Annotated in this window: 23 protein-coding genes; 14 read left to right on the top strand and 9 right to left on the bottom strand. The window is 64.2% G+C overall.

Annotation, left to right across the window (positions count from 1 at the left end; genetic code table 11):
- Positions 1–105: 105 nt before the first annotated feature.
- From O4220_RS06510 to O4220_RS06485, 6 genes are all read left to right on the top strand, one after another.
- Positions 106–1707, top strand: a complete 1602-nt coding sequence (locus tag O4220_RS06510) for an Hsp70 family protein (protein WP_269602872.1) — start codon at positions 106–108, stop codon at positions 1705–1707.
- A gap of 54 nt (positions 1708–1761) precedes the next feature.
- Positions 1762–3204 (top strand): CYTH and CHAD domain-containing protein, encoded by a 1443-nt coding sequence (locus O4220_RS06505; protein WP_269602871.1) that lies wholly within the window; start codon positions 1762–1764, stop codon positions 3202–3204.
- A gap of 84 nt (positions 3205–3288) precedes the next feature.
- Entirely contained in the window at positions 3289–4344 is a 1056-nt protein-coding gene (locus tag O4220_RS06500) for a hypothetical protein (protein WP_269602870.1), read from the top strand.
- A gap of 125 nt (positions 4345–4469) precedes the next feature.
- Entirely contained in the window at positions 4470–4757 is a 288-nt protein-coding gene (locus tag O4220_RS06495; protein WP_269602869.1) for an ANTAR domain-containing protein, read from the top strand.
- A 140-nt stretch (positions 4758–4897) separates the two neighbouring features.
- Entirely contained in the window at positions 4898–5866 is a 969-nt protein-coding gene (locus O4220_RS06490) for an Hsp70 family protein (protein ID WP_269602868.1), read from the top strand.
- A gap of 49 nt (positions 5867–5915) precedes the next feature.
- On the top strand, positions 5916–7031 hold the full coding sequence (locus O4220_RS06485; protein ID WP_269602867.1) for a fused (3R)-hydroxyacyl-ACP dehydratase subunits HadA/HadB: 1116 nt from the start codon (positions 5916–5918) through the stop codon (positions 7029–7031).
- Between the two features lie 113 nt (positions 7032–7144).
- On the opposite strand, the gene O4220_RS06480 is transcribed toward O4220_RS06485, so the two are convergent.
- On the bottom strand, positions 7145–7384 hold the full coding sequence (locus O4220_RS06480) for a VOC family protein (protein ID WP_269602866.1): 240 nt from the start codon (positions 7382–7384) through the stop codon (positions 7145–7147).
- Complete coding sequence (locus tag O4220_RS06475) at positions 7381–7935, bottom strand: CGNR zinc finger domain-containing protein (protein WP_269602865.1); 555 nt, start codon at positions 7933–7935, stop codon at positions 7381–7383. Before O4220_RS06475 ends, O4220_RS06480 begins: the two co-directional genes overlap by 4 nt.
- Positions 7936–7987: 52 nt before the next feature.
- On the opposite strand from O4220_RS06475, the gene O4220_RS06470 reads away from it, so the two are divergent.
- Positions 7988–8578, top strand: coding sequence for a LysE family translocator (locus O4220_RS06470; protein WP_269602864.1), 591 nt, complete (start codon positions 7988–7990; stop codon positions 8576–8578).
- 10 nt (positions 8579–8588) lie between these two features.
- On the opposite strand, the gene O4220_RS06465 is transcribed toward O4220_RS06470, so the two are convergent.
- Positions 8589–9056 (bottom strand): winged helix-turn-helix transcriptional regulator, encoded by a 468-nt coding sequence (locus O4220_RS06465; protein WP_269602863.1) that lies wholly within the window; start codon positions 9054–9056, stop codon positions 8589–8591.
- Positions 9057–9149: 93 nt separating this feature from the next.
- Here O4220_RS06465 and O4220_RS06460 point away from each other — a divergent pair, with 93 nt between their 5' ends.
- Positions 9150–10319: a thiolase family protein gene (locus O4220_RS06460; protein ID WP_269602862.1), complete on the top strand. Its 1170-nt coding sequence runs from the start codon at positions 9150–9152 to the stop codon at positions 10317–10319.
- 69 nt (positions 10320–10388) lie between these two features.
- Here O4220_RS06460 and O4220_RS06455 read toward each other — a convergent pair whose 3' ends face one another.
- Complete coding sequence (locus tag O4220_RS06455) at positions 10389–11102, bottom strand: GntR family transcriptional regulator (RefSeq protein ID WP_269602861.1); 714 nt, start codon at positions 11100–11102, stop codon at positions 10389–10391.
- 119 nt (positions 11103–11221) lie between these two features.
- Here O4220_RS06455 and O4220_RS06450 point away from each other — a divergent pair, with 119 nt between their 5' ends.
- The 6 genes from O4220_RS06450 to O4220_RS06425 all read left to right on the top strand — a co-directional run bounded on the left by O4220_RS06450 (position 11222) and on the right by O4220_RS06425 (position 18051).
- Positions 11222–12268, top strand: coding sequence for an alcohol dehydrogenase catalytic domain-containing protein (locus tag O4220_RS06450; RefSeq protein WP_269602860.1), 1047 nt, complete (start codon positions 11222–11224; stop codon positions 12266–12268).
- Positions 12265–13470, top strand: coding sequence for a D-mannonate dehydratase ManD (manD, locus tag O4220_RS06445; RefSeq protein WP_269602853.1), 1206 nt, complete (start codon positions 12265–12267; stop codon positions 13468–13470). The genes O4220_RS06450 and manD overlap by 4 nt, the downstream gene beginning before the upstream one ends.
- Positions 13471–13478: 8 nt before the next feature.
- Positions 13479–14429, top strand: a complete 951-nt coding sequence (locus tag O4220_RS06440; RefSeq protein WP_269602852.1) for a sugar kinase — start codon at positions 13479–13481, stop codon at positions 14427–14429.
- Positions 14426–15838 carry a mannitol dehydrogenase family protein gene (locus O4220_RS06435; RefSeq protein WP_269602851.1) on the top strand — a complete coding sequence of 471 codons (1413 nt, stop codon included), beginning with the start codon at positions 14426–14428 and terminating at the stop codon, positions 15836–15838. The genes O4220_RS06440 and O4220_RS06435 overlap by 4 nt, the downstream gene beginning before the upstream one ends.
- A complete protein-coding gene (gene eda / locus O4220_RS06430) occupies positions 15835–16494 on the top strand; it encodes a bifunctional 4-hydroxy-2-oxoglutarate aldolase/2-dehydro-3-deoxy-phosphogluconate aldolase (RefSeq protein ID WP_269602850.1) in 660 nt (219 codons plus the stop codon). The genes O4220_RS06435 and eda overlap by 4 nt, the downstream gene beginning before the upstream one ends.
- 159 nt (positions 16495–16653) lie before the next feature.
- Entirely contained in the window at positions 16654–18051 is a 1398-nt protein-coding gene (locus tag O4220_RS06425) for an MFS transporter (protein WP_269602849.1), read from the top strand.
- 22 nt (positions 18052–18073) lie between these two features.
- Here the strand turns inward: O4220_RS06425 and O4220_RS06420 are convergent, their stop codons facing one another.
- The 5 genes from O4220_RS06420 to O4220_RS06400 all read right to left on the bottom strand — a co-directional run bounded on the left by O4220_RS06420 (position 18074) and on the right by O4220_RS06400 (position 23905).
- Positions 18074–18946, bottom strand: coding sequence for an alpha/beta fold hydrolase (locus tag O4220_RS06420; RefSeq protein WP_269602848.1), 873 nt, complete (start codon positions 18944–18946; stop codon positions 18074–18076).
- Positions 18947–18965: 19 nt separating this feature from the next.
- Entirely contained in the window at positions 18966–20174 is a 1209-nt protein-coding gene (locus O4220_RS06415; RefSeq protein ID WP_269602847.1) for a lipase family protein, read from the bottom strand.
- Between the two features lie 51 nt (positions 20175–20225).
- Positions 20226–21101: a hypothetical protein gene (locus O4220_RS06410; protein WP_269602846.1), complete on the bottom strand. Its 876-nt coding sequence runs from the start codon at positions 21099–21101 to the stop codon at positions 20226–20228.
- A 93-nt stretch (positions 21102–21194) separates the two neighbouring features.
- Complete coding sequence (locus O4220_RS06405) at positions 21195–22982, bottom strand: FAD-dependent monooxygenase (protein WP_269602845.1); 1788 nt, start codon at positions 22980–22982, stop codon at positions 21195–21197.
- Positions 22979–23905, bottom strand: a complete 927-nt coding sequence (locus O4220_RS06400) for a fumarylacetoacetate hydrolase family protein (protein ID WP_269602844.1) — start codon at positions 23903–23905, stop codon at positions 22979–22981. The genes O4220_RS06405 and O4220_RS06400 overlap by 4 nt, the downstream gene beginning before the upstream one ends.
- Positions 23906–23914 lie beyond the last annotated feature (9 nt).

The following is a 23914-nucleotide window of genomic DNA, read 5'->3' as shown; positions in this document are numbered from 1 at the left end:
GTGAGCGAACGTGGGTTGGGGCCTACCAGAACGAGGTTTCTTGTGTCCCCGGTTGTCGGTGCGTCTGTACTCGGTGCGTCACTGGGATCGAGCGGTGTTCGCAGTGTGATCAGTAACAACGCTCGCCCCGGTTCCGTCCTGGAAGTACACGAGCCAGTGGCGTCAGGGCCCGCACCCAACGGTCTTGCTCCCGATCCGTGGGACGCCGTGGTCACCTCGGTGCACAATCTGGCCACCGAGCATGCGTCCGCAGACTTCTACCCGGTGCTCGCGCTTCGCGAGAGTGACCCCACAACGGCCTTCGATCAGGATTTCTCCGACGGCGTCGTGCTCGTCTCGGAGCTCGGTGCCCAGTTGGGTGCGCTCCGAGAAACGGGTGTGCTGGTCGGGGAAGGCTGCGTCGCGCTGTTCGACGTCGGTGCGTCCGGCACGTCGGTGTCCGTGGTCGATGTCCACAGCGGCCGGGTACTCGCCGCGTCTCGCACCGACGAATTGGGCGGTGATGCCTGCGATCGCGTCCTGTGTGATCACCTCATCGCCATGTTCGGGGCAGCAGAGGCACTGACGGTCGAGGCTCGTCGACGGCTCGTCCACGACGTTCGAGTCGGCAAACACGAACTGTCGCGACTTCGCAGCGTCTCGGTTCCCGGACCCTTCGTCGGCGGTCGCGCGACACTGTGGCGTGGCACCGTCGACGAGCTCATCGCCGATTCGGTGCAGCGAGCCGTTTCGGCGGCAGTCGATGTGCTCGATACCGTTCGCGCGCAGGGCATCCGCGTCGACGCCGTCGTCGCGGTCGGTGGTGGTGCCAACATGCAGATCGTTCGGCAGTTCTTGTTCGACGCAGTCTCGATACCGGTGTTCGTACCCGAACAACCGGAACTGTTGGCGGCGCGCGGTGCGGCAGGAATTGCTCGGACGGTCGGCGTTCGGCCTGCGCCGGCGACACACGACGCGATCACCGAGCAATTCGCGGCCGTCGGTAGCGATTCCGCCGATCGCGAGGTGGCCGCAGTTGTCCCGGTGGGTTCGGTGGTCTCCAAACGCCCGCGCCACAGCGACACCTCCTCCAAGCGAATGACCAGAGTCAACAAGTCCCGGCATCTCGGACGTGCAGTCGCCGCACTGGTTGCCGTCTGCGCGGCCGGGACCGTCGTCGCCGCAGCGGCACGGACCAGTACCGACGATCCGGCGCCATCGGTGGGCAGCTCGCAGGATTCGTCGCAGACCGTCCGCTCCCGGTCCGTCGCGCCTGCATCGGCCGGTTCCCCTGCAGATCCGGAAGGGCCGTCGGCACCGCTTCCGACCACGACGGAGTCGACATCCCCGTCCGGCGACACCTCCGCCCCGGCGTTCACGCCCACTACCTCCACGCCCACCACATCTTCGTCGGACGCACCGACCACCTCCGATGGGGCACGGGCCACCGCGCCCCGGCGAACGACGCCCCCCGGCAGTTCGACTTCCGACAACGGCGAGTCGACGGCTCCCGTCAGGCCCACTTCGGAGCAGACCACGGTGGCACCGGCAACGACGGTGGCACCGCCCACCACGACACGGGCTCCGGCCACCACTACAACACGGGCTCCGGCCACCACCACGACACGGGCTCCGGCCACCACCACGACACGGGCTCCGGCCACCCCCACACGATCGACTCGGACGTTCGATCTCCCGCTCCCGAAGCTGGACATGCCGCGAGGCTGACGGGTCTGCGGCTTCCGCCGCCGTCGGCACCGGTACTCGAGGCAGGATGGTCGTATGGAGTCGATTCAGACCGAGCGCGAAGACAAGTTCGACGTCGACGCACATTTCGAGTTGCCCACTCTCGCTTCGCTGGTGCCCACCGACGGGGCACTGGAATCGAGTGAGACCGATCTGATCAGCGAGTACTTCGATACCGTCGGGCACGATCTGTTGCGGCGGGGAATCACGCTGCGGCGGCGCACCGGTGATTCCGACAACGGCTGGCATGCGAAGGTTCCGGCCGAGAAGGCGCGGACGGAGATTCGACTTCCTCTCGGTAGCGGTGCCGACGACGTCGTGCCGGACGAGCTGGCCGACGTTCTCCGCGGTGCCGTGATGGGTGGGCAGTTGTCCGCGGTGGCGACATTGACGACGCGCCGGACTGTGCATTCGGTGTCCGACGCCGACGGGGCGGTGATTGCGGAGATCGCCGACGACGAGGTGTCGGTGGTCTTGATCGGTGGTGCGACGGGCCCGCGGTGGCGGGAGGTAGAGGTCGAGCTCGGCCCTGCCGGCTCCGAGTCGTTTCTGAAGAAAGCCGGAAAGCTGCTGCGCGGAGCCGGTGCTCGCCTGTCGGCGCATCCGTCGAAGTTGGATCGAGCGCTGTCGGTTGTGCGCGAGGCGCAGGCCGACACCGGACTTCAGCTGCTGACGGACTACCTCGACGAGCAGGTGCAGGCAATCGTCGCGGGGGACGTGTATCTGCGTCGAGGGTTGGATCCGATTCATTCCACCCGGGTGGCGATCAGGCGGTATCGCAGCACTCTTAGGGTGTTCGGGAGTGTGTTCGAGGACGAGCCGGCAGCTCATCTGGAGGCCGAACTATCCTGGTACGCAAGTCTTCTCGGTGAGGTGCGAGACCGCCAGGTGCAGCGCGCGCGGTTCGCGGCTGCTCTGCGTGAACTGCCATCCGAATGGGTGCTGGGGCCGGTGGCCTCGCGTATCGAGAACGATCTGCTGGCAGAGCAGATTCGGCATCGGGAAACGGCGATGGCCGAACTCGACGGCGACCGCTATCGCGAGCTGCTGACGCAGTTGTCGGCATGGTCGCGTGGACTGCCGATCGACGGAGAGGTCAACGACCGCCTCCTGGTCAAACTTGCGCACAAGGCCGGGAAGAAGGCGATCGATCGTACGAAGAGTGCGGTGCTGGGTACCGACGACGAGGCGTTGCACCGCGCTCGCAAGGCCTCGAAGCGAGCTCGGTATGCGGCCGAGCTGGTCGCCCCGTTGGTGGACAAGAAGATCTCGAAGGCAAACGTCAAGCGTTTCAAAATGATTCAGGAAGTGCTCGGCGAGCATCAGGATGCGGTGATCGCGGCGGGCATTCTGCGGACGCTGGGTGCGCGAGCGGGGACGACGGCAGGAGAGAATGGTTTCACGTTCGGTCTGCTCTTCGAGCGCGAGCGCCGCGCGGCAGAGTCGGCCCGAGACGAAGCGAGCAAGCTGGAGTTCTGATCTCCACATAAAACAATTTAGTTCCCTGTTCGACGCCCCGAAGGGTACTCTGAGTCGGAATTGGATTCGGGGGAGTCGACGATCATGTCCATAGCGCTCGGCGTACACGTCGGTGTCGAAGAGGTGTCGGCTGTCCTGGTCGAGGCCGATCTGCCCGAACTCGGGCCAATTTCCACCCGCACTGTTTCTGTTGCAGCGGCTCCCGGCGGTGTCGGTGACGCCGTCACGACAATGCTCGGAATCATGAGGGTGCAGGCGGCCCAGAACGATCTGCATATCGTCGGCTCAGCGGTGGTCTGCGACAGCATTGCGCTCTGCGCGATCGTTCGCGCCGCCTTGGCTGCCCACGATGTTCGTGACGTCGGGGTGGTGGACGCCGGAGATCCGCGGTTGAACGCCGAGGTTCCGTTCGCAGTCGCGGCCGCACTGTTCGGTACCGCGACCGGCCCTGTCGCGTGGCGGGGCGAGCTGTCGGCTGACGGACCCGAAGCGGGTGAGGATGTCGGGAGTCCTTCCCACGGTGATCGGATGGGCACTCCGCGCAGTGCGCGACTGACGATGATCGGTTTGGGTGTCGCAATTCTGGCCGCGCTCAGCGGTGCCACGGTCTGGGCACTGGCGGCAACAGGCCCCGAGCAGAGCCGCGAGGTCGGTACGTCGGACGCCATCGTCGTCGCCGAGACGTCGTCGTCGCCCACAGCGGTGGCTGATGACACGGGTGTACCTTTCGGTTCGGCGAGTGTTCCTTCCGCAGATACGCCGGCCCTCGAGGCACCCACGTTCGGGCCGGTCCCTGTCGGCGCGTGGAGCGAACCACCATCGGCGGGCATTGTTCCGACTCCGGTAGCCGAAGCCGCGTCGAACACCGGTGGGTACGGCGGCGGCGGAAAACCCGACCGAGTGATCGTCGGTGGCGGCGACAGCTCGCCCGTCGGTGACGAGGCGGGCGGTGGGCGAACTCCGACAAAGGATCCGAAGCCGCAGCCGGAGCCCGAGCCGGAACCCGAGCCCGAGATTCCCGACACGGATCCGCCCACGACCACCGTGGAGGTTCCGGTGACAACCGAGCCCACGTCCACCCCGGAGGAGCCTGCCGCGGAACCGACGGTGGACCGATCCGAAGTTGTTGTTCCATTGTGAGCGAGCGGGTTTGATACTCGGACAAGTCCGTCTTATGACGGGTGTGTGAATTCCACTGCGACAGCTGAACTTCTGCTCGAGCCTCGCTACCATCGGGTGATCGACCAGTAGACGGTGAGTATCCGATGACCGACAGTTCCGCAGCAGACGTGGTGACCCGCACGACGATCGACAGGGCAGTGGGGGTTCTCATCGCCCTGCGTGGCTGTAGTCCCGATGACGCGTTCGCGGAGTTGGCGGCACACAGCTTCCGGTTCGATGTGTCTCTGGTGCAGTCGGCTCGTTCCATAGTTGCCACCGCCCGCGGTATGGACTCGGCCAACGGTGTCGGCGGCGCGGCCATGACGTCGGCGCAGGAAGACTGGGGACCGTTGTTGTCCGACCGCCGTGATCCCTTCGATCACGTCGCGTGATGCGCATCGAATGCGGGCCGAAGGTGTGACGAATCGGTCGAAACAAACTCCGAGTTCAGGTAATTCCTTCTTTTGCTGTCCAGGGGGCGGTTAGGGGGCTACTATCGGCTGGTCGGAGTAGCTATTCGAGTCGAGGGAACATGAGAACAGTCCTTGGTGTCTCGGTGGGTTCTGCCACTGCCCGAGGGGTCGCCGTCGATGCAATCGACGAATCGGTGCGGTCGGCCCACATCGTGCACTCGTTCGACCCTGGCGACCATCTCCAGGTCGCCCTCGATCTGCTCGACTCGATGTCCCGAGATCAGATGGTCGAGCGAGCAGACATCGTCTTGGCTGTCCCCGACGATCCCGGTGCCCGAGGCCGGACGTCGGCGTACTCCACGTACGAGGCAGATCGTCTGCTGGTCGCGTCGGAACTCGGTGCTCAGCTGCGGTACCTGCGAGGCACGGGCCAGCTCGAGGGCGCACGTACCGTCGCGATCTGCGACATCGGAGCGTCCGGTACCACGATGTCCATCGCAGACCCGGCCACCGGAAGGGTGTTCAGTTCGGTGCGCACCACGCTGTTCGGCGGCATCGGCTGCGACGAGCAGATTTCGCGGTACATGCTCTCGACGTTCGGAGCTGACGAGTTGGCGTCCGATCGCGCACGAGCGGACCTGATGGTCGCAGTACGCACGGCTCGGGAACAACTGTCCAGGTTGCGGGTGGCCGAGGTCGCCGGACCGTTCGTCGGTGGCCCGGTTCGTTTGTGGCGCAACACCTTCGACGATGTGCTCGAGCGTAGTATCGGCTCGCTCGAGGATTGGGTTGCCAGCGTCATCGTAGATGCTCCCTGTGCAGTGAACGCGTTGGTCATGGTCGGCGGCTGCGCCAACCTTCCGTCCCTTCGCCGGATGTTTCGCCGAGATCTGATGTTGCCTGTCATCGTGCCTGCGAATCCTGAGTCGCTCACGGCTCACGGTGCCGCGCTGATGGCCGTCGATGCTGTTGCATCGCGCCAGCACCACCCGCGTGGGGCGATGAGCCGGGCCGGTGGGCTTTCGGCACAGGACTCGATGGTGGGCGTCGTGGGTTACAACGACGCCGCGCGACACCGATCTGCTTGACGGACCGTCCTGGCCAACCAGCGTCGTCGTTGGGTAGGTTTCTCGGGTAATGACGAACAGCAGGGGACGAGACGGTGGGTCAACAGTGGCAGAGCAGGTAGCGGAGTCCGGTGCGGTAGCAACCGACGAACAGGCATTCGACCCGGCGGAGCACGCGCGGAGCATGGTCGGTTATCACTACCGCACCGAGGACTACTACGAGGTCGGTCGCGAGAAGATTCGTGAGTACGCTCGCGCGGTCCAGGACTTCCACCCCGCGCACTGGGACGGCGATGCCGCGGCCGCGCTGGGTCATAGCGCTCTGGTTGCACCTCTGACATTCATGTCCTTGGTCGGCACGCTCGCACAGAAGAAGCTCCTCGAGTCCATCGCCGAGGGCTACGACCTGAGCCAAATTCTGCAGACCGACCAGGTGCTGGTGTTCCAGAAGCCCATCCTGGCCGGCGATCAGCTGACGTGCGACGTCTCGCTCGACTCGTTCAAGACGGTCATGGGTAGAGACATGATGGTCACCAAGAACGTCGTGTCCAACCAGAAGAACGAACTGGTGCAGACCACGTACACCACGCTGCTCGTCGGACGGTCCGGTGAAATCGATCCGGCCATCGCCGATGCCGCCCGCAACCTGGTGATGTTCGGCGCGTCGATGGATGCAGCAGTCGCCAACGCGAGCGAGCACGACACCCTGTCCACCCCGCAGGAGCACGAGCCGCTGATCGTCGAGGAGTACCGGGGACAGCCGACACAGAAGTTCGACGAGGTGAGTGTCGGAGACGAATTGCCCACGCGCACGGTGCGATTGACTCGGGGAGATCTCGTCAACTACGCAGGCGTCGCGGGTGATGCGAATCCGATTCACTGGGACGAGAAGTTCGCCAAGATGATCGACCTCGAGAACGTGTTGGCCCACGGCATGCTCACGATGGGTGTCGGCGGCGGATTCATCAGCGAGTGGCTCGGCGATCCGGGTGCCGTCAAGGATTACACCGTTCGCTTCACCACCCCGATCCCGGTGGACACGCACAAGCCCGCCGACATCGTCTTCAGTGGCAAGATCAAGTCGAAGGACGAGGCGACTCGCACCGCTGTGGTCTCCATCGGTGCGACATTCGAGGGCAAGCGAATTTTCGGTCACCGCGCTACGGCAACAGTGCAATTGGGCTGAGTTCACGCCCTCGCCGATGTATTGGTGTGTCGGGATCGACGCCCCAGTTAGGAATCCACGCCCCGTTCGGGGGGTGTGAATTCCCACGAGGGGCGTGGATGTGTGCGTCGGTTTCAGGCTAGGTGCGCCATCTGTGGGTGTTCGCCGTCCGGCCACGTTGCTTCGGGAAGAGCGTCGATCTGCTGGAACGCGATGCGCCACGAGCCGTCGGGTGCGTTGATGGCGAGCCAGTCCGGGTCGATCGGTTCGGCGTCGCCAGGAACGTATTCGAATCCCAGGAGATGCCGATAGAACTCGGCGAGTAGGCGGGCGTCCGTGCAGTCGAGTACCACCTGGCGTACCGAGATGTTCATGATCCGCGCTTCTCCTTCGCGTGGTGTCGTGCCGCGCGCGCTCGATTCCCGCATGCGCTGCAACACCATTGCTGATTGGGCCGATCCTGCAGAAACAGTTGACCGCATCGCGGAGCGTCGCACAAGGCCAAGCGGGCTCGATCCGGCCCGTTGAGTAGGTCGATGACGGCGGACGCCGCCCGCGCGCACAGTGATTCGATCGGATCTTCCGTTCCCACAACATCTCCGACGCCACCGCCGTCTCCGAGATCGAGCCGTCGGGTCACCGGATGGCGTCGGGCGATGCTGTCGATGTGTTCGACGCTTTCTCGCGGAACATCCATGTTCGACGCCACCGCCCGCAATAGCGACAGCATGTGATCGCGCGTCACCTTGAACGCGTCCATGTCTGCATCGGCGGAGATGACCTCGGGCACTCGCGCGCCCTGCAGTTCGGCCCAGTCCTGGAGGTCGGCAGGCGAGTCGATCAAATCGGCGTAGGCGCCGCGCTGCAACTGCACGGTGTTGACCACGTCGAGTGCGAAGTGGTCGCCGAGCCAGTTCCAATCCATACGGCAACTCTAACGGTTTACGTATTGAAAAGCATCAGATACCGTCGAGGCAATGACGGACATCCAATGGTTACCGTTCCTCGGTGTCGTGCTCCTGGCTTACGCGATACCCGGTCCTGACTTCGCTGTGGTGGCCCGAGCGGCGGCGAGCAGCCGCGCCGCGGGGTGGCGAGCGGGCCTCGGCGCGCAGACCGGACTGTGCGTGCACATGGTCGCCGCGGTGGTGGGGCTGTCGCTGCTCATCTCGAGATCGCCGACTGCGCTGAGCGTCATTCAGATTCTCGGGGGCCTGTACCTGGTGTGGCTGGGTATCTCGGCGCTGCGGCAGTCGTCGTCCGAGGGGAGTGCGACGTCCGATGTGCGTTGGTTCCGCATGGGTCTGGCGACGAACTTGCTCAATCCCAAAGCCGTTCTGTTCTTCGTCGCGCTCCTGCCTCAGTTCGTCGATGCCGACGGAGCGCTTCCCTTGCAGATCGGTCTACTCGGAATCGTCGATGTGGCAATTGGATTGGCAGTCTGGGCGGTCGTTACCGTCGCGGTGGGCCGACTGGCCGGCGGTTCGTCGAACTCGCCATCCTGGAACCGAGTGGCCGGGGTGTTGTTCATCGGTATCGGAGTCGCACTCGCTGTCGAGGCGGTGTGATCCGGGGCGATCAGGAAATGCGCACACGCAGCTCGTTCATCGGCACTTCGGAACCACTGTCGTCGGTGACGCGTACGCGCACGGGCTCGCCTCGTGAATCGACGACGTCGAGCGGTCCGTCGTCTTCTTGCAGGTACTGGTCGCCCCACTGCATCAAGCCGAGTACGACGGGCAGCAGATCCTCGCCCATTCTCGTCAGAACGTATTCGTAGCGCGTTCTGCCCTTGTCGGGGCGGTAGGGCTTCTTGACGAAGACTCCGACGTCGACCAGTTCTTTGAGTCGGGCCGCACTGCTGGCGTCGGTGATGCCGACGCGTCGGCTGAAGTCGTCGAAGCGGGTGGTTCCGTAGAAGGCTTCGCGCAGGATCAGCATCGTCGATCGGGTGCCGACCACCGACAGCGCGCGTGCGATGGAGCAACGGTCGCCTGCTGTCCAGCTGCCGAGATCGGACAGTGGGCCGTCCATGTGGAGGGGCATGCCATGATCCTACTGGCTTTACAAAACTATAGCCAGCTCGTACCGTGGTGTCAGCGATCCGATAGGAACGGATCGATCGGACAAGGAGCCGTCATGAGAGACGCAGTCATCGTCGAGGCAGTCAGAACCCCGGTCGGACGGGGCAAAGCGAACGGCACGTTGCATCCCGCGCATCCAGTCGACCTGATGGCCCACAGTCTGCGGGAAGTAGTGCAGCGCAGTGGGATAGACCCGACCCAGATCGACGACGTCATCGGCGGAGTTGTCACCGCGGTAGGGGATCAGGCGTCGAACATGACTCGGCGTGCGGCGCTGGCGGCGGGCTATCCGGAATCGGTACCCGCAACCACCGTCGATCGGCAATGTGGAAGTAGCCAGCAGGCAATACATTTCGCTGCGCAGGGCGTGATCTCCGGTGCTTACGATCTGGCCGTGGCTACCGGTTCGGAGTCGATGAGCCGCATTCCGATGGGGTCGAACCTGGTGGGAACCGAGGATCCGGCAGGTGTCGGTTTCACCGAGAGGTATCCGGAAGGGTTGGTACCGCAGGGCATCAGTGCCGAATTGATCGCGGCGAGATGGGGTATCAGCCGTACCGAGATGGACGAGTTCGCTCTGTCGAGTCATGCGAAGTCTGCCGCAGCCACCGAAGAGGGGCGTTTCAAGCGGGAGATCACCGCAATCCGCGGGCTCGACCGCGACGAGGGAATCCGCACCGGATCCACACTCGATGCGCTGGCGGGACTGCGACCGGCATACTACAGCGACGCCATGGCGCAGCGGTTCCCGGAAATCGGTTGGAACATCACCGCGGGTAACGCAAGTCAGGTCAACGACGGTAGTGCGGCCGTCATGATCACCACCAGTGAGAAGGCGAAGGAACTCGGACTGACTCCGATGGCGAGGCTGCACAGCTTCGCGGTGGCCGGCGACGATCCGTTGATGATGCTCACCGCCGTCATCCCGGCCACCAGGAAGGTACTTGCGAAGGCCGGCCTGACGATGGATGACATCGACCTGTTCGAGGTGAACGAGGCCTTTGCGTCGGTTGTGCTCGCCTGGGCGAAGGAAACCGGCGCAGATATGAACAAGGTCAACGTCAACGGCGGAGCCATCGCCATCGGTCATCCCCTCGGCGGCAGCGGTGCCCGAATCATGACAACCATGGTCCACGCACTCGTCGAGCGCGAGCAGCGCTTCGGATTGCAGGTGATGTGCGAGGCGGGTGGTCTCTCGAACGCCACCATCGTCGAGCGCCTGTAGTGCCTACGGCAGTGGTGCGGTTGAGTCCCCTGGAGGGCACGTAACCGCACCACTGCGGTGGAGCCGCACTCACTCCCAGCTGGAGACGACCTTGCGCGTCGGGCGCTCGTTGCTGTTGGAGAACAGGTGTGGGCTCTTGCTCTTGATGTGTTCGACATCGGCGAACACGGCGCGCAGATGCTCACGCATCGACTGGGCGGCGGCCTCGAAGTCTCGTGCTTCGAGGCCGTCGACTATTGCGGTGTGTTGTTCGATCAGGTCGCGAATGGGCCGAGTGTCACGCAGCCCCAGTCGTCGTGCTCGGTCCAGGTGAGCCTTCGCGGATTCGACGGACCGCCATGCGGCAGAGTGTCCGCCGGCTGCGAGGAGAAGCTGATGGAATTGCTCGTCCAGCTCGAAGAATTGATCCATGTCGATTCCAGGCTGGGCCTGCGCTGCCAGATTGGCGCGCAACGCAGCGAGGTCCTGGTCCGAGCGAGACGTGACTGCATCTTTCAAAGACGCGGTTTCTATTGCCTCCCGGACGAATTGGGCATCGGCAACCCGTTCGGTGTCGACGCGCGAGACGAAGGTGCCGAGTTGCGGAAAGACCTGAACCAGGCCCTCTTCGGCCAGCAGGATCAAGCTTTCGCGGACGGGTGTCCGGCTCACGGACATCTGCTCGGCAAGGTCGTTCTCCGACAGCGGGCTACCCGGGGGGAGCGTCAAGGACACGATGCGTAGGCGTAACTCTCGGTACGCCCGCTCTCGCGCCGTGACTTTCCTGCTGCTCTGTGTGCTCACCGGTCAAGACTAACGCGGGGCGCCGCGCGGCCCGCAGCGCCGAACCCTTGACGAAGTGCTCTTCGTCACTAGTATGGTAGTACTGATATTCAAGGCACTACGGCGGAGGCTCTACAGCGATGGCAGTGATCAGCGGCAACGACGAGGCGGCCGTTCTGCACGGTCCACGTGACCTCAGGATCGAGAAGATCGACCGTATGCAGGTCGGAGACGGCCAGGTCAGGGTGGAGGTACACGGTGTGAGCCTGTGTGGCTCGGACCTGCACTACTACGCCGACGGCCGTAACGGCTCCAACTCGCTGACCCAGCCCACCGTATTGGGGCACGAGGGATTCGGGGTCATCACCGAGGTCGGAGCGGGCGTGTCCCAGCACCGGATCGGCCAGCGAGTGGCAATCGAGCCCGCGGTTCCGAACGGCACTTCACCGCTGACCCTGAGCGGTCACTACAACGTCTGCCCCAGCGTCGTCTGCTTCGGATCCCCACCGAACCACGGACTGCTGCGGCAGTCTGTTGTCCTCGCAGCCGAATTCGCGCACCCACTCCCGGATTCGATCGACGATGGCGTCGCTGCGCTGATCGAGCCCTTGGCCGTCGCAGTGTGGGCCGCAGCCAGGGTCGGGTCGGTGTTGGGCAAGCGCATCGCGATCACCGGCGCCGGGCCCATCGGACTGCTGGTTCTGCAGACGGTCATCGCCCTGGGCGCATCGGAGACGACCATCACCGACGTCGCACCCGCGCGGCTCGAGATTGCAGCAGCGCTGGGTGCCACCACGACGTTGCGCTCGGGCGAAGATGCACTGCCCGAGGGCGCCTTCGACATTGCTTTCGACTGCTCGGGCCATCCCGGGGCCATTGCCGATGCGGCACGCTCCCTCGGCCCGGCAGGCATCCTGGCGCTCGTCGGCGTGCCGGGCCGCGCAGTCGCCGAATTCCCGATCGGAGCAGTGCAACGTTGGGAGCTCGACATCCGCGGGTGCTTCCGTTACGGCCCTTCGGCATTCGCCGAGGCAATCGCTCTCGCCGGATCGGCGCGAGTGAACCTCGCCGCACTCGTCACATCGACGTACCCGTTGGCCGAGTCTGCCGCAGCTCTCGAAGCGGCCCTCACCGACCCCACGCAGCTCAAGATCGTCATCGACACCACTTTGCAAGGACCGCAATGAAAATCATCGACGCCACTGTCATCGTGACGGCTCCGGGACGCAATTACGTCACCCTCAAGATCACCACCGACGAGGGCATCGTCGGGTGGGGTGATGCGACGCTGAACGGACGCGAACTCGCAGTCGAGTCGTACCTGAAAGATCACATTGCGCCGCTCCTGATCGGACGCGATCCCCATCGGATCGAAGACATCTGGCAGTACCTGTACAAGGGTGCGTACTGGCGGCGTGGTCCGGTGACGATGACGGCCATCGCCGCGGTCGACGTCGCACTGTGGGACATCAAGGGCAAGGCTGCAGATATGCCGGTCTACCAGCTCCTCGGGGGTGCTGCACGAGACGGAATCATGGTCTACGGTCACGCCAGCGGCGGCAGCATCGAAGAGATGCTCGACGACGTCCAAGCTCATCTCGACAAGGGTTACAAAGCAATTCGTGCCCAGTCGGCCATTCCCGGTCTGAAGAAGACATACGGAATTCCGGTCGACGGCTTCTACGAACCAGCATCCGGCTCTGCGCCGCAGGAGGATTCGTGGGACACCGCCCCGTACATGCGGTTCGCACCCCAGATGCTCGGTGCCGTCCGAGAACGTCACGGGTTCGACTTCCATCTCCTGCACGACGTGCATCATCGCCTGAGTCCGATCGAAGCGGGACGACTCGGGCGAGACCTCGAAGAGATGCGAATGTTCTGGATCGAAGATCCGACGCCCGCGGAGGATCAGAGCGCCTTCGCCGTCATTCGTCAGCACACCACCACCCCGATTGCCGTCGGAGAGATCTTCAACTCGATCTGGGACTGCCAGGATCTGATCACCAACCGGTGGATCGACTACATCCGCGCGTCGGTCTCGCACGCCGGCGGTATCACCCATCTGCGCAGAATCTTCTCGCTGGCCGATCTGTACGGCGTTCGATCGGGATCTCATGGTGCGGGCGATCTTTCGCCCGTATCGCTTGCTGCCGCGTTGCACGTGGATCTGTCGATTCCCAACTTCGGCGTGCAGGAGTACATGGGGCACGTCGACCCGACGGGCGACGTGTTCCAGACGAGCTACACCTTCACCGACGGCTTCATGCATCCGGGAAATCAGCCGGGCATCGGCGTCGAGGTGAACGAAGAGGCTGCCGCGAAGTACCCGTACAACCCCAAGTACCTGCCCGTCAATCGCCGTCTCGACGGCAGTATGCACGATTGGTGAAGCGCCACATGACCACAACGCAGTTCGATGTAGTCCTGCTCGGCGAGCCGCTCGTCGAGGTCTCGACCACCGAGGCCTTTCGGCACGGAGCAGACGGTGTCCTCGGAGTATCGGGAGATGTCGTCAACGCAGGTGCCGCGGCTGCTGCTGCGGGTGCTTCGGTAGCCCTCGTCGCGCGGGTATCCGACGACGAGCTCGGCGACGCTGTCTGTCGGCGAATTCGTGAGCTCGGCATCGACGACGCCTACATTCGGCGAGTCCCCGGCCAGCAGGGTGTCTACTTCCTGCACATCGATCCGGAGGGCAATCGCCAGTTCTCCTATGCCCGAGCCGGTTCGGTGGGCAGCCAGCTCGACGTGGCGGACCTGCCCGAGGGCGTGATCGAGCATGCGGGTGCCGTCTTGGGCGGCGGAATCGCTGCGGCGCTGTCGCCGACCGTCGCCCGCGTGATGCTGCAGGTGGCGCAGCGCTCGGCCAGATTCGTCTACGACCCCAACTTCCGTCCCAGGTTGACGACGGCCGAGCAGGCGCGCGGCTTCCTACAGAACATTGCCCCCTACTGCGAGGTGATGGTGCCGTCGGCACCGAGCGAGATCGAATTGCTTCTCGGCACAGACGATCCGGCGAGTGCCGCGGCGTCCCTGATGGGTTGGGGTGCGCGCTCTGTGGTGGTCACCCAGGGTTCAGAAGGGTCCAGCATCTTCACCGAGGAGGGACGGTCTCATCAGCCGGTGATTCCCGCCCTCCAGGTGATCGACCAGACCGGTGCCGGTGACGTGTTCGCCGGCACCCTGACTGCGCGTCTCGCTCTCGGCGACGATCTTCGCGAGGCCGCGGCCATGGCTGCAGCAGCGGCATCGCTGAGCGTCGGCGGACGCGGCGGCACCGGTCTCATCGCACCCCTCGACGAGATCCGCCGCCACAGTGAGCGATACCTCAGCGAGCGAGTAACGACATGACGGCGTCCACACGGTTGTCCGATGCGACGGCCACGGTCGCCCGCCCCACCTCCAGTGGAATCGTGCATCTCGGCGTCGGCGCGTTCCACCGGGCGCATCAGGCAGCGTTCACCTACGAGGCGGCACTGTTGACCGGGGAAACGAACTGGGGCATCACGGGTTTCACTCAGCGAAGCAATACCGTGGTGGAGCAGCTCGCCCCGCAGGACGGGTTGTTCACCCTGGTGCAGAAGGGAACCGAGCAGACCACGGCCACCGTCGTCGGCTCGATGCTCGACGTACGTAACGCAGCCGCAGACCCCGACGCGGTTGTCGCGGCCATCGCAGATCCGGCAACGCACATTGTCACTCTGACGGTCACCGAGAAGGGATATCGGCTCGACCCTGCGTCAGGCCGACTGCGTCTGGACGATCCGGAGATCGTGGCGGACCTGAGCGGCAGGCCGCCGCGTACGGTGGCCGGGCAGTTGGTGGCCGGGTTGGCTCGGCGCATGCCAGGCGATTCGCCTCTCACGGTGCTGTGCTGCGACAACTTGCCGTCGAACGGGCGAATTCTGTCCGAGCTGGTCCACGCATTCGTCGCCGCCGGTGGCTGCGACGACGGCCTGGCCGAATGGATCACGCGTCGAGTCACGTTCCCCAGCAGCATGGTCGATCGAATCGTGCCCGCTACCACTGACGACGACAGGGCGGACAACGAGCGAAGGACCGGCCTGCGCGACGACGCTCTGGTGGTGTGCGAGCCGTTTCGGCAGTGGGTGATCGAGGACGATTTCGCAGGTCCGCGTCCAGCGTGGGAACGGGTGGGTGTGCAGTTCGTCGAGGACGTCGAGCCCTGGGAGACGATGAAGCTGCGCGTGCTCAATGCCACCCATTCGGTGCTGGCGTATCTGGGAATTCTGCGTGGGCACAGCACTATCGCCGAGGCGGTCGGGGATTCGGTGCTAGACGAGATCTGCCGAACCATGGTTCTCCGAGACGTGGCACCGACGATGGCGGGCGGAATGGACGCTGTCGGGTACGGCGACGAGGTTCGCTCGAGGTTCGCCAATCCCGCCCTGAAACACACCACCCGGCAGGTGGCGATGGACGGATCACAGAAGCTCGGTCCACGCCTACTCGGAACCGTGCGTGACGCAACGTCCGCCGGTGGTTCGACGGATATCCTCGCTCTCGCCGTCGGGGCCTGGTGCGCTTTCGTGCTCGAGGAAGCGGAAGCCGGACGTGTGCTGGACGATCCGCTGTCGACGCAGCTGGCCCGTGCCGGATCGGCGTCGGACCTGCTCGATATCGATTCCATCTTCGGGCCCGATCTCGGGCCCACTTCAGCGTTCGGCGCGCAGGTCGTTGCGTGGACCGACTTCCTACGGACCGACTCGCTGAGCGAGTGGAAACGAGTGCTGATATGACCTCCGAACACGAAGCATTGCTCGAAAACCTGACTGCCCGTGATGTATTGCGCGTGAGCCCGGTGATACCGGTTGTCGTCATCGATCGGGTCGAGGATGCAGTTCCGCTGGCTCGGGCTCTGTATGCCGGCGGTATCGGCATCATCGAGATGACGCTGCGTTCGGAGGCCGCGCTCGGTGCCATAGCGGCAATCGCAGCGAACGTGCCGGAAGTAGTCATCGGCGCAGGAACGGTGCTGACCCGCGAGGACGCACTGAGATCGGTCGATGCCGGCTCGCGATTCCTGGTCTCGCCCGGATCCCCGAGGGGTCTGCTCGACGCGGCCCGTGCGCTACCGGTTCCGCTTCTGGCGGGCGTGTCGACTGCGACCGAAGCGATGACGGTTGCGGAGGGCGGATCGACCGAGATGAAGTTCTTCCCGGCCGAGTCGTCGGGAGGTGCGTCGGCACTGGGTGCGCTGGCGGGTCCGTTGCCGCACTTGACGTTCTGTCCGACCGGCGGGATCACTCCGCAGAACGCCGCCGAGTACCTGGCACTGCCGAACGTCGTGTGCGTCGGCGGCAGTTGGCTCACGCCGCGCTCGCTCGTGCAGGCGGGGGACTGGTCCGCGATCGAGGATTTGGCCCGCTCTGCGAAGGCGCTGTCCAGCGCCTAGTTCGGTTCGCGAAGGGTCATTGACGGATTGGTATAACAGTGCTTGTATATCACTGTGGCGAGCGCCACCAACCTTCCTCGATGAGGCACCGGTCTCACGTAGGCCCGCGGCGAACTCGCATCATGAACTCATCGATCATCACCAGCAATGGAGCTTCGGATGTCACAGGACACCAACGAATCGACGGACGATCGCGGTAACACCGCAGTCCCGACTCGCAGCACGAAAGACCTCACCAAGGCGGCCATGTCCGGTTGGCTGGGTACGGCAATGGAGTTCATGGACTTCCAGCTGTATTCGCTCGCCGCCGCGATCGTCTTCAATCGCATCTTCTTCCCCGACGTCAGCCCGGCGATCGGGTTGATCGCCGCCATGGCCACGTACGGCGTCGGCTATGTCGCGCGCCTGGTCGGTGCCATCTACTTCGGCCGGATGGGCGATCGGATCGGACGAAAGAAGGTCCTGTTCATCACCATCGCGATGATGGGTGCCTCCACCACCCTCATCGGTGCGCTCCCGACGTACGACGCGATCGGCATCATGGCCCCGATCCTGCTCGTCGCCCTTCGCCTCATTCAGGGATTCGGTGCCGGAGCCGAAATCGCCGGTGCCACGGTCATGTTGGTCGAGTACGCACCGGACAAGCGTCGTGGCCTCATCGCGTCGCTCGTCTCACTGGGCACCAACTCCGGAACCCTTGCTGCGTCGGCCATCTGGGCCTTGCTGCTCGCTGTACTGTCCGAGGATCAGTTGCTCAGTTGGGGCTGGCGCGTACCGTTCCTTGCGAGCTTCTTCCTGATGATCTTCGCGGTGTGGTTGCGCTCCAACCTGCGCGAGAGCCCAGTCTTCGAGGAGCGCGCCGACGTGGTCGACGGTGTGGCCCTCTCGCGCGACGAGATCGAGAAGACCGACGAGGACTTGAAGGTCAGCGTTCTCGAGTCCGGCCTCAAGCAGAAGAAGGGGCGCGCGTTCTTCATCGCGCTGGGTCTGCGCTTCGGTCAGGCCGGCAACTCGGGGCTGATCCAGACATTCCTGGTGGGCTACATCGCGTCGACTCTGCTGATCGATCGTTCCATTGCCACCAGTGCGATCGTCTACGGCTCGCTCATCGGCTTCGCCACCATTCCGATCGTCGGTATCCTGGGCGACCGGTTCGGTCGTCGCCCGATCTACATGGTGCTCAGTGCGCTGACGATGATTCTGGCGTTCCCGCTGATGCTGATGGTCACCAGCGGCAACACCGTCGCCCTCGTCGTCGCGATGGTGCTGGCTCTCAATCTCGGTGTGCTCGGCCTGTTCTCGCTCGAGAGCGTGACGATGGCGGAACTGTTCGGTGCGCGTACCCGCTTCACGCAACTGGCACTGGCCAAGGAGATCGGCGGCATCCTCGCCACCGCGATCGGACCGTTGCTCGCGGCCAGCCTCACCGCATGGACCGGTAGCTGGTGGCCCATCGCGGCGATGCTCGTGATCTACTCCGCGATCACCCTGGTCTCGTCCTACCTGGCGCCGGAGACCAAGGGCCGCGATCTCGTCAGACTCAACGACGCAGCCTGAGTGGTTCGCATCGAACTCGCAGTTATGCAGACGAATCGGGCTCGAAGTCCTGCATAACTGCGAGTTCGGCGTTGGTGAGGATTGCGGCGGCTGCAGCTCTCGATGCTTGCGTCGGAATCCAATGCGAGATTCCGGGCAGCACTGTCAGCGTGTAGGCCGCATCGACATACCTCTGGGTGGTGTCGATGGCAGCACGGCCGATGAAGGTGTCGCCGTCACTCCACACCATCGAGGTCGGCACGGTGATGCGCAGACGACCGATGCTCGGGCTCGAGAACGGCAGTCCGCGGTACCAGGTGACAGCGAAGGGCAGCGCGCCGTAGTCGACGATGTCGGTCTTCGTGCGCTCGAGGTCCTCTTCGGTCATACCGCTTGCCCTGTACCACTTTTCGGCTCTCTCGCCGGGCCGTGTCATCCACTTCTCGGGCAGTATCGGCAATTGGAAGAACGCGAAGTACCAGGAGTGCAGTATCTGCTTCGAGTTGAAGAAGCCGGTCATGAACGCACCTGGGTGGGGAACCGAGAACGCCGTCAGCGACGACACCAGGTCGGGTCGTCGGCCTGCGGTGACCCACGCGATGTTCGCTCCCCAGTCGTGCCCCACCAGATGTACCGGAGTCCCGATTCTGTCGATGAGAGCCACCACGTCGCCCACCAGTGCTCCGACGCGGTAGTCGCGACGCCGCGTCGGACGGGCGCGCGGTGAGTATCCACGCTGATCCGGTGCAACAGTGCGGAATCCGGCGTCGTTCAGGATCCCCATCACCGAGGACCACGACGACGCCCGTTCGGGAAAGCCGTGCAGCAGCAGCACGACGGGGCCATCGAGGGGTCCCTGGTCCAGAACGTCGAACACCAGTCCTTCGTGGGTGTATGTCGTGATTCTTTCGGTCACAGAACCGTTCCTTCGGTTGTCAGCACGTGCTCGTCACCGGTTGACCGGCGAACCGATCGGCGATGAACTGGATCGCGGCTTCATCGCTGACGTCGTGTCCGGAATCGGCCTGTTCGTCCACAACGACAGAATCACCCAAGGCGCAGGCCTTTTCGACTCCATCAGCAGTCCATTGCGGCAGTATCACGTCGTCCTGCCCGCCGTATGCCACGTACATCGGCACCTCGGTCCGCACCTGCGGCAGCGTGAAGCGACCGATCACGTCGATGAGCTTCTGCTCGGATTCGGTCGAGTCGGCGGCGAACTCGTCGGGTGCCATCTCCTCGACGACCTGTTTCCGGGCCTCGGTGTCGCCACTGTCGCACGACAGTAGGAGTTCGTTGTTGTCCTGGGCGACGCTTCCGCTGTACGCGTTCGGATCGATCGAGGGGTCTACCTGCTGCGCACCGTAGAGCAGGTACGGCAGCAGTTCCTTCTGAGGTGTGGTCAATGTTCCGTCGGTGGCGGCGCGTACCAGGGGCGTCAGGTCGGTCGGGGGCGAGAGCGATGCCGATCCGACGAGTTCCATCCCCTGGCCGTAGGCGGAATCGAGTTCGTTTGCAGCCCACGCTGCTTGGCCGCCCTGCGACAGTCCGGCAGCTGCCCACCTGGTGGACGTATCGGGCAGCGCGGCATGGGTTGCGCGGGCCGCGTCGATCATGTTGTAGCCCGCGGTCCGTGGTTCCAGATACGGATGGGTGCCACCGCCGGTGCCGAGGCCCTGATAGTCGGGAAGCACAGTGACATAACCCAGTTCGGCGAAGTCCTTCACCACGTAGTGGTAGCCGAGGAGGTAGCTGGACAGGCTCGGCCCACACCCGGCCTGTACCCCGGTGGTGCCGTGCCCGTAGACGACGATGGGCCATCCACCTTCGGGTGGGCTGCCTGCCGGAACGGCGGCAACTCCGGAGACCGCAGTGGGAGAGCCGTCGACGCCGGAGGTCGACTCGTAGACGAGGCGATACAGCGTGGTACCGGTATCGGAGAGCTCCGTGGATCGGTCACCGAAGTCCTCGGACGCGAGAACGGTGCCCGGCACGCCCGTCAACTCGTACTGCGGTGCCGGGGTCGCTTCGGCCGGAGTCGGCGCGGACTCGGACTCGGACTCGGGCGAGGAACCACACCCTGCCGTCAGGGCCACCGCGAGGCAGCAGGCGGCGGCGGACATCGAGCGGGCGTAGGTGTGCACACCGCGTGTCTACCAGAAGCACGCCGGATTGCATCGAACCGATGACCGCGTTCACTCGAACGCGGCCGACAGTTCAGCCGAGGCCTGGAGCGGGGCATAACCGTCGAGAATGACGCGCCTGCACCCGTCGAGTTCGACGGTCAGTATTCGATCGGTGGAGACGGCGTCGAAGTACCGCGCAGTGGCCACGGTGGTCGCGGCCTTGTCGCAGGTTCTGGCGAGGGGCAGTGCGTCCAAGTCCGTCGACGTCGAGATCAGTTTCGCACCCGAAAAGCGCTGCGAATCGAAGCGGCAGAACCGACTGCTGCTGATGAGGGTCGGTGCGGCGGGCCGCGCCGAGCCGATCTGCGGTGGTGTGTAGATGGACGGGCATTGATAGAACGTTCCGATCTGGTCGTCGGTCAGCATCGTGCGATGGTCGATGCGTTCTACCTCGGTGAGTTGGGTGATTGCGCCGAGTCCGCCGGGTTTCGGTCGGCCGCAGGAATTGGTCGGGAAGCCGGGGCGAACCGCTCGCCCTCGATTGTCGAGCAACCAGAATTCCTCCAGGACAGCCAGGCTGTAGTCGTTCGCGCAACTGTCGGGAAACCACGTCGGATGCTCGGATCGCCGGTTGAGCAGTTCGACGGCCTCGGAGAAGTCACCCTCCCAGCGATGTTCGGAATAGCCGACGGTCCGGTCGGACGCGACTTCTTCGCCGAAGAACGAGTCGCAGGTGATCGCAGCGACAGGCTCGAAGTCCGACGGAACCGTGGCGTCGGGATCGCGAGAGAAGCTTCGATCCGGGAATGGAGCCGAGCACTGCAACGACTCGGCGGGAACGATGCCGGCAACCGGACGATCGGGCGTCGTCACATTCCAGGCAACGGCACCGGCGACGATGACGCCAACAACGAGCAACAGTCTCATCGCATACCGCCACGTCATGCGCACACCGTAATCGTGTTGTCCGATCCAGCAACCGTGTTTGCTCCGGACTCGTTCGTCGAAGTCGCGCTCGACACCCAGGTCGAGCGGCCGTCAGATGGTCTCGGCGTAGTACTTCCCCCATCGTTCGCCGAGAAAATCCGTCAGCGAGGTCTGCGCTTCCGTAGCCGAATCTGAGGTGCGCCACGCAACGTGACCGTCGGGGCGGACGAGAATCGCTCCGGTTTCGCCCACCTCGTACAGCGATATCAATTCGTCGCGATCGGCTCCGACAGGTGCGTCTACACCGACGAGCGTGATACCGGGGCGTATGTCACCGAGTCCCTTCACAACCGGTGCCCAGTCTGAGCCTGCGAAGGTGAAGAGCGACAGCATGTTCGGGTCCAACAGGTCGTGCGGAGACACGAGTCGATCGTCGATGCCGAGAAGGGCGTGCGGCATCCGCGCACCGGGGTAGGTGGTGGGCACGTAATCGACCACGTCCTCTGTGGGCTTCGGCGACGCGTCCTGGGCAACCAGTGGGCTGTCGTAGAGATAGCCGAATTGCAGACCGGTGGAGACGAAATGCTCCAGCTGCAGGGGAATTGCCGCCGCGATCTCGGCGCGGAGTGTCGCGGACCCAGGGGCATCCGGGCGCAGGCTTCGCGACCGGCTCATCTGCTTGCGTGTCGCCGCGGCCGCGACAGGCGCGATCAGTCGGCCCGGAACCTTGTTCAGCGGTGCCCGTCCCATGGACTGAGTTGCTTTTGCCAGCATGGCGTTGGTGATTCCCACCCGCTTCCCGATGTCGTCCATGCGGAAGTGGTTGGCGACGCTCTGCTGGGCGAACTTCTCCACCACGGGGCGGCGCTCGGTGTCGTAGGTGTCGAGAAGCGTCGGAGCAGATGTTCCCGAGAGCACGGCGTCGAGCTTCCACGCCAGGTTGTGAGCATCCTGCACTCCGGAATTGAGTCCGAAGCCGCCGGTGTGCGGAAAGCGGTGGGCGGCATCGCCCAGCAACAACAGACGATCGCGGCGGAAGGCGTCGGCAGTCTGCGAGGTCATCACCCACGTACCTGTCGATTCGAGCTCGAAATCATTCGTTCCCAACACCTTCGGCAGTGTCTTCTCCCAGAAGCGTCGGCCGTTCCTGGCGATCTCCTGCGCTGGGTGCAGATACGCCGTCATCAGGATGTAGCGGTGATCGGCGTGCGAGATGAGTACTCCGCACAGGTCCGGGGTGTAGATCCAACTCAGCAGCGGACGCGCGTCGTCGGGAAACAGTGTCGTCGAGGTGAAGAACGCACTGCCCATGTTGGCGAGTACCGGCCCGGTCAGCGATACCCCGGCCGCGTCGCGGGTCGCGCTGTTGGCACCGTCGCAGGCGAGGACGTACGGCGCACGTACTTCGGCGGCGTCACCCGTCACGGTGCGGAAGGCGACGCGCGCGTCACCGGAGTTCGATTCGACCGATTCGACGGAGACACCGCGGCGAAATTCGATCAGCGGTTCGGCGTCGACAGCGTCCCACAGCGCGGGCATCAGAATGTGTTGGCCGATGTGCGAGACCATGTAGGGGCTTTGGCTTTCCACTACGGCTTTGCGTTCGGGGTCGGACAGCAGATCGATCGAGCCGATTGCCTCATCGGCCAGGTCGCCGTACCAACTGATCAAGTTGACCTGTTCGTGCGGAGGCGACATCGCTGCTATCGACTCGGCCAATTCGGGGCTGTACTCGTTCCAGATTTCCAGCGTCCGGGCATTGATGACGTGCGCGGCCGGATGGAACAGCGGGCTCGTTCGACGTTCGAGTAGCACCGTGCGAATACCTCTGCGTGCCAGCAGAAGCGCTGCGGTGGTACCGGCCGGTCCGGCACCGATGATGACGATCGAAGTGCTCATCGGACGACGGTTTCCTGGGTCCCCAGATCTATCGATCCGTCCGGGGTGCGGATGGTGGCAGTGACGATGTCGTCGACCGAGAGGTACTTCGGGTTCTTGGCCTGTCGTGCGAAGAAGAACTTCCATTTCAGTGCCGGCGGAACGAGCTCGCCGATCTTCTGGATTGCTTTGGGTGGGGCCGAGATTGCGGTGCCGATCGGCGTTCCGGTCAGCAGGACATCGCCCGCGGTCATGTTCTGAAAACGGGCAAGCCTGGTGAAGGCCTCGGCGGGAGGGGTGATGAGGTCATCGCCGATGGTCTGGTCCTGACGGATCTCGCCGTTGACCGCCAACGTCATTCGCAGCTCCGGCAGTCGACGCAGTTCGTCGTTGTCGAGAAGAACCAACCGAGGACCGAGTGGGGTGAAGGTGGGATACGACTTGCTTTCGTACACCTGAACTTTCGTCAATTGGATTTCCCGAGCCGACACATCGTTGGCGACGACGAACCCCGCCACGTACGACGCGAGATTGTCGTCGGTCACCGTCGTCCCGATGGGAATGTCGGCACCGACCACCACACCCAGTTCGATCTCGTAGTCGAGCAGCGCCACCTCCGGCGGTTGCCGAATCGGATCGTTCGGGCCACTGATCGACGCGGAGGACTTCCGGAAAAACGTCGGCTGCAGGGTATTCGGATCTGCTCCGGTGTCGAGGGCATGTGATCGGTAGTTGAGCAGCTGCGCCACCACTCGGCAGGGGGCAGTGATCGGAGAGACGAGTTCGAGTTCGGAGACGTCCTTCCCGTCCCCGGACGCGGCATCGATGGCCGTGCGATCGGCCAGTAGTTCACCGGTGCTCTTGGCTGCGGTGTCGATCCGAACGGCCTGGTCGCCGTCGAGGCGCCACCAGCCGTCCGCAGTTCGAATGATGTTGACAGACATACCTTTCGA

The sequence above is a fragment of the Rhodococcus ruber genome (genome assembly GCF_027270735.1).
Lineage (GTDB): Bacteria > Actinomycetota > Actinomycetes > Mycobacteriales > Mycobacteriaceae > Rhodococcoides > Rhodococcoides rubrum_A.
The sequence above is the reverse complement of the archived record's forward strand: the minus strand, read 5'-3'. Positions and strand labels throughout refer to the sequence as shown.